The sequence below is a fragment of the Mucilaginibacter sp. P4_G9 genome, from assembly GCF_056400985.1.
Window position 1 is genome coordinate 1 of record NZ_JBFUKF010000284.1, and the last position, 6,475, is coordinate 6,475.

7 protein-coding genes are annotated in these 6,475 nt (G+C 42.9%); 1 reads left to right on the forward strand and 6 read right to left on the reverse strand.

The genetic code is table 11. The features are described from left to right. The 3 genes from AC1DPZ_RS19605 to AC1DPZ_RS19615 all read right to left on the reverse strand — a co-directional run. Window positions 1-543 (reverse strand): radical SAM protein (locus AC1DPZ_RS19605; protein WP_477406537.1); only part of this gene is annotated, 543 nt, incomplete at its 3' end. 137 nt (window positions 544-680) lie between these two features. Continuing rightward, complete coding sequence (locus tag AC1DPZ_RS19610; RefSeq protein ID WP_477406539.1) at window positions 681-2,207, reverse strand: GNAT family N-acetyltransferase; 1,527 nt, start codon at window positions 2,205-2,207, stop codon at window positions 681-683. Continuing rightward, window positions 2,188-2,529, reverse strand: coding sequence for a hypothetical protein (locus tag AC1DPZ_RS19615; RefSeq protein ID WP_477406541.1), 342 nt, complete (start codon window positions 2,527-2,529; stop codon window positions 2,188-2,190). Before AC1DPZ_RS19615 ends, AC1DPZ_RS19610 begins: the two co-directional genes overlap by 20 nt. Before the next feature lie 159 nt (window positions 2,530-2,688). Between AC1DPZ_RS19615 and hemA the strand changes: the two genes are divergently transcribed. Next, complete coding sequence (gene hemA, locus AC1DPZ_RS19620; protein ID WP_477406543.1) at window positions 2,689-3,915, forward strand: glutamyl-tRNA reductase; 1,227 nt, start codon at window positions 2,689-2,691, stop codon at window positions 3,913-3,915. Window positions 3,916-4,019: 104 nt separating this feature from the next. Here hemA and AC1DPZ_RS19625 read toward each other — a convergent pair whose 3' ends face one another. From AC1DPZ_RS19625 to AC1DPZ_RS19635, 3 genes are all read right to left on the reverse strand, one after another. Further along, entirely contained in the window at window positions 4,020-5,018 is a 999-nt protein-coding gene (locus AC1DPZ_RS19625; protein ID WP_477406545.1) for an ABC transporter ATP-binding protein, read from the reverse strand. Window positions 5,019-5,174: 156 nt separating this feature from the next. Next, entirely contained in the window at window positions 5,175-6,002 is an 828-nt protein-coding gene (locus AC1DPZ_RS19630; protein WP_477406547.1) for an outer membrane beta-barrel protein, read from the reverse strand. A gap of 29 nt (window positions 6,003-6,031) precedes the next feature. Then, the coding region (locus AC1DPZ_RS19635) for a hypothetical protein (protein ID WP_477406549.1) at window positions 6,032-6,475 on the reverse strand (444 nt) is incomplete at its 5' end.

Below are 6,475 nucleotides of genomic sequence, written 5' to 3' on the forward strand. Positions count from 1 at the left end.
TACTAATTCATCGTGGTTACATCCGCGGTTTATCTGGGCGAGGGTTTCGTCATAAATAGATTCCATCCCCATTTCCAGGTCAACGTCAAATCTGTCGGTATAACTTTCCAGCAATGCTATCTTTTCAGCGTCGATACAATCCGGGCGGGTGCCAATGCTCAGGCCAACAATATCTTCGGTGCCATAGCTCAACGCTTCGTCGTACATCATTTTTAAATAATGTGCCGGTGCGTAGGTATTGGTATTGGGCTGAAAGTATATGATAAATTTATCAGCCTTGTTACCCGTACGGGCACGCTCCATGCCCTGTATTACCTGCTCGCGCACAGTTGGTGCGTTACGGCTAACCGATGGGGTAAAGGAATCTACATTGCAATAGGTGCAACCGCCATAGCCCTTTGATCCATCACGGTTGGGGCAGGTAAAGCCGCCATCAACAATCACTTTAAATACACGATGGCCCTTATATTTTTCCTTAAGCCACGGGCCGTAATTGTTGTAGCCTTTCTCCCACACCTGTGTTGTTTCTCCTGTTAATTGCATTGTGCTGCAAAGATAGTGAATTGATTTACAGATAAGCGAATGTGTAACCTGGGCTCGTTCGCAATGACTGTAAGGAGAACCATCCCGTGAAGATTAATCCTCTTGCTTCAACGGTGGTAATTTTTCATGAAATAATATTACACTTTTTTCCCGTTGAAAGTAATATTATACAGATCGGTGCGCCTGTCTTTTAAATTTTGTACGCTGCCGTATTCGTGCAGTTCATCTAATAATGACAGGTCCACATCGGCAATTACTATCATTTCGCTGTTGGGAGTAGCCTCTGATTGTATCCCATTGGTAGGGAACCCAAAATCCGAAGGCGTAAATACTGCCGATTGCGCATAGCTGATGCCCATATTATTAACATTGGGCAGGTTACCTACGCAGCCGGCGATGGCCACATAGCATTCATTTTCAACCGCACGGGCCTGTGAACAAAATTTAACCCGGTTATAACCGTTCTGCGTATCCGTTAAAAACGGAACGAACAGGATCTGCATATCCTGGCTGGCCAGGATGCGCGATAGCTCGGGGAACTCCACATCATAACAGATCAGGATGCCTATTTTACCGGCATCGGTTTCAAACACCTTTACTTCATCGCCGCCGCGGATGCCCCATGAGCTGATTTCGGATGGGGTAGGGTGGATCTTGTAAACCTCTTCCATACTGCCGTTGCGCCTGAAAAGGTAGGATACATTATACAGCGATTCCTCGAAGATGGTAGGCATACTGCCTGCTACGATGTTCACATTATACGATACCGCAAGTTTGGAAAACTCCTCGATGATGGGTTGTGTGTATTTAGCCAGCTCGCGCATAGCCTTTGCCGAATCCATGTGGTTGTAATCTGCCATCAGCGGCGTGCCAAACAATTCGGGAAATAAAATAAAATCCGACTGGTAATCGCTCACCGCGTCAACAAAATATTCGGCATGCTTCAGCAATTCGCTAATGTTGTTATAGGGGCGCATTTGCCATTGAACCAGGCCAATACGTACAACGGTTTTTTGGTTAATTGCGGTGCTTACTTCCTCATAATACACATTATTCCATTCTATCAGCGTAGCAAAACCTTTTGAGCGACTGTCCTCGGGCAAATAATTCTTCAGCACCTTACGTACGTGGAAATCATTAGCCAACTGGAAGGATAGGGTGGGATCATAGATCTCTTTATACTTTACCTTATCAATATACTGGCGGGGGGTAAGATCGTTTTGGTATTTCTGGTAATTGGGAATGCGGCCCCCGGCTATGATACTTTTCAAATTCAGCTTCTCGCACAGGGCTTTGCGGGCATCATAAAGGCGGCGTGCTAAACGCAAACCGCGATATTTAGGGTGGATAAATATATCAATACCATATAATACATCTCCCTTATCGGTATGGGTTTTAAAGGTACTGTCGCCGGTGATCTGTTTGTAGGTGTGGTTGTCGCCAAACTTTTGGTAATCAACCATAATGGCAAGGGCACAACCCACCACCACATCATTAACGGTCACGCAAATTTGTCCCTCGGGGAATATCCGGATGAGTCTTTTAATGGAATTGGCATCCCAGTAGTCCTCATCCATATCCATATAGGCCGATTTCATCGATTTTTTTAGTTCCTGGTAATCCTGTACCTCCAGGTTTCGCATTTCAACACTTTGCAGATCCATATTGTGTTTTTGTGTTTTGTCGTTTTTTATTTTCCCCGCAAAGACCCGAAATCGCAAAGAATATATAAAGGTGATTTAAAATAATTGCCGGAGTCTTTATGAGATCATATTTTTTTATTTGTTTGGACTGTGTTTTTCTGTTCCAGTCCACAACATCAATACCGGCTGTAAAGGTAATTGTGCCCAGGTAATAGCAGGTAATAAATGGCGTTATAGTTATGTTACCTAATTTAAACGGCGTATGAGTGGTCATCATCATATTAACCGGCAAAAAGGCTGCCAGCATTAATATGATACCATAAGCCGCCCGGTATTTTGTCAATATACAATATTTTGCCAAATATTGTTTTAAGCAGTTTAAATGTTGTTTTTCGGTCATTTCTCCTAATTTATAACCATTCTAAATACTCCTGTTTGACAAAGGGTTGACATTGCTGCGCTTTTATAGTGATATTTTTGTTCGGTCAAATTTAAAACTGCTTTGAAGTATTTAAAGGTTATTGCTTTTACACACAAACAGATTGAACTGAAGGAAATAGGTAGATTGGTGGTATGCCAGGAAAATCTGACAGAAAAACTTCAACAGGTTAAAACTCAATTTGGGATACCAGAGATCTTTTATCTGGCTACATGTAACCGTGTGGAATTTGTTATGACTACCCCGCAGGTGGTTGATAAGGATTTTGCCAAACGTTTCATCGAAGCTTTTAATACCGAGTTGTGTGAACATTCGCTAAGTACTTTCATTGACGGCGCTTCTATTTATGAAGATCAGGAAGCTATGGTCCACCTGTTGCGTACTTCCTGCTCATTGGAGAGTTTGATAGTTGGCGAAAAGGAAATACTTGCACAGCTGCGTAAAGCTTATGAACATTGCAAAGAGGCCGGCCTTACGGGCGATGCTATGCGTATGATCATGAACTGCGTGGTAAAAACAGCCAAAGAAGTTTACACACATACCAATATTTCAAAAAATCCAATTTCGGTTGTATCATTGGCTTACCGCAAGCTTAAAGATCTTAACCTTTGCTCAAACGCCCGGGTACTTATCATAGGTGCCGGCGAAACCAACCGTAATATTTCAAAATACCTGCAAAAGCATAAGTTTAGCAACTTTGCGGTTTTTAACCGCACAGTTTCAAAGGCTCAGCAACTGGCTGATGATTTGAATGGTGAAGCTTATGATCTGGAAGCGCTTAAAACATATAATAAAGGTTTTGATGCTATTATCACCTGCACATCAGCGGTTGAGCCTATCATTACTACCGAAATATACAAATCACTGTTAAATGGTGAAGCCGGTAGGAAAACTATAGTCGACCTTGCTATTCCCAATGATACTGCTCCGGAGGTGCTGGAGCAATTCCCGGTTAACTTTATCGAGGTGCATTCATTAAACGAGGTTGCCAAACATAACCTGCAGGAACGTTATCATGAGCTGGTACACGCCGAAGGCATTATTGAACAAAATATTGCCGAGTTTTTAACCCAGTTAAAGCAACGCCGTATTGAAGTAGCCATGCGCCAGGTGCCCGAAAAGATCAAAGAGATTCGTAATACCGCCATCAATTCTGTGTTCGCCGATGAGGTACAAGGAATGGATCAGCAATCGCGCGAGATCCTGGAAAAGGTGATGAATTATATGGAGAAAAAATATATCAGTGTGCCCATGATAATGGCTAAGGATATATTGATCAATGAAAACTAATTCTTATAACTTCAATTGAATATAGTGGCTACAAGTTGCGGCTTCGTTAAACTCACGGTAGCTGTATAGTGTAAAATGAAGTATTCGCAGTTAATTTTTATGTGTTAATACTCCAACCACTTCCCGGCCCGTACCGATACCATATCTCCCTCAACATAACTGCCTGGTTCTTCATTAGCTACGCGTAATAGGATACTTCCGTTTTGGAGGATCAGATCCTCATAAGAACCTTTAAAAAGTACCTGTTTAACAGTCCATTTTTTTGTTTTGGTAATGAGTTTTATTTTGATCCATTCCGGGTATATAACCACATGATCTTTAATGGCTTTAATACCACAGCTTTTGGCTTCCTGGGCGGTAAGTACACTGCAATTACTTAATAGTTGCGCAGTATACAGATTTTTTGGCTGCTGGTAGAGTGTTTTAGGAGGCCCCTGCTCTACAATTTGTCCATTTTTTATCACCACCAGTTTATCAGCCATAGATAGTACTTCAGCAGGGTCATGCGATACCATGATCACCGTAACGCCAATTTCCTTTACTATCTCCCTGATATCATGCTGTAAACCTTCCCGGAACGATGTGTCAACCTGGTTAAAAGGCTCATCCAGTAATAATACCTGCGGACGGGTGATGATAGCCCTTGCAATGGCCACTCTTTGCTTCTCGCCACCACTTAAGTCGGCCACGCGCTTATCGGCCATGTGGGCCATATTAAGCTGTTGCAGTACCTGCTCTGTTTTTTGTTGTTTGGCCTTCAGATCGGTTGCGGGCAGCATGGCCGCCACGTTATCCCAAACCTTGGCAAACAGGTTGAGATCATCGGTATTCTGGGTAACCATTTTCATGGCGTCATGGCCGGGGATCAGCTTTTCTTCGGGCCCCCAGATGCGTTCGCCTTTAAATTGAACCTCGCCTGCGTCAGGAGAGAGCAAACCATAAAGCAAACGTAGTAAAGTGCTTTTGCCGCTGCCGCTCTCGCCTATAATAGCCGTTATTTTGCCCTGCTCAATAGCTATATCTGTTGTTTTAACACCGGCCATCTGCTTGCCGGGATATATTTTACTTACCGCAATCGCCTGCAAAAAAGGAGTATCTGACATCGTGTTACAAAGATAACATAAACACTAATTGCCACGAATTATTTCGAATTCCGCGAATTTGATTGACACGAATTTCACGAATGAAGACGAATTTCCACAAATTCGCTTGTAGCTAAAATTTGTGCAATTCGTTTTGGTTCGTGAAATTCGTGTTTATTAGAATCCCAGCGTCAACCCAAACGAAAAGTTCTTTAAACCCTCCTGTTCAGGGCTGTTTTCAAACATATCGTTAAAGTAGTACTTGGCGTAGATGCCCATGATGCCATAGCCCATGCGAACGAAAACGCCTTTGCGTAGTTTGGCAAAGTGGTAGTCATCATCAAACTTTTGCTTGCCGCGCTCATCACTTATCTGTTTTACACGACCGTTTAGCAAGATGCCAACTTCGGGGCCGGCAACCAGGCGGAAGTAGTTACCGCGGCTATCCTCATGACTGCGATAGTAAAACGACAACGGGATGCGCAGGTAGCTTGACGAAAAGCGGTTTTTGCTAAAGTGGATACTATCCTGCACGTAGGTTAAAACCGGCGCATTGCGTTGTATAGTGATATCCTGGCGCAGGCGGATGTTGGTCCAGTCGAACCCTCCCGAAACATAGATCTTGAAAGCGCTGTTAAAACGATAACCGAATTGTACAACATCAAAACCAAAGTTGGCGGTTTTTGCCTGGCGATAGCTCAGGAACTTGTTTTTATCAGATAATGTAAAGCTGCCGTTATCAATTAAGGTAGCAAAACCGAGGTCGATCCTGGAAAAGGTGATCCCGAAAGAAAAGCCGGGTGCTTTTGAATGGTAACGGATAGTGGTATCATTATCATTTACCGATACATAAGGCACATCCTGGCCAACACCAAATTTTACTTTTAATCCTTTTTTGGTGACAACAGTATCTGTAGTAGTTTTGGTTGAGTCGGTTGTGGTGGTTTGGGCAAAGCTGTAGCTTGCGGCAACGCATAGCATTGCTGTGAAAATTAAGCGTTTCATATTATTTGTATATATATATCCTTTAGATTTTATTTTTCTTTTTTCACTCTGATGATGCCCAGGTTTACGCCCGTTATAGTGGCATCATCCCCATCGGTATTGCTAAATTCAATGATCTTGTCTTTGCGTTTATCAACAGCAGCTATCATTACATTGAATACATCTCCCAGGCTGCGGATCTTATGTTTTTTTGCCGGGGCCTGTTTGTTGTTAGTGGCGGCAATCTGTGTTGGTATGGGCTGAATCTGCGGCGCACTTGCAAAAACAGGGGTCTCATCTATATGCTTTACCATTATTTGGACAGCGGTATCTGGCACAACCGGTTTAATTACCTCCTGCTTATGTGTGGCCGAGGTTAATGCAGGCTGATCTTCGGGCTGTACTATATCTTTTACCGACTGATTTATAATTGGCTTTTCAACWATGATTGCTTTATGTGTTTTATTTATTTTTACGCCTGCCATACTATTAAC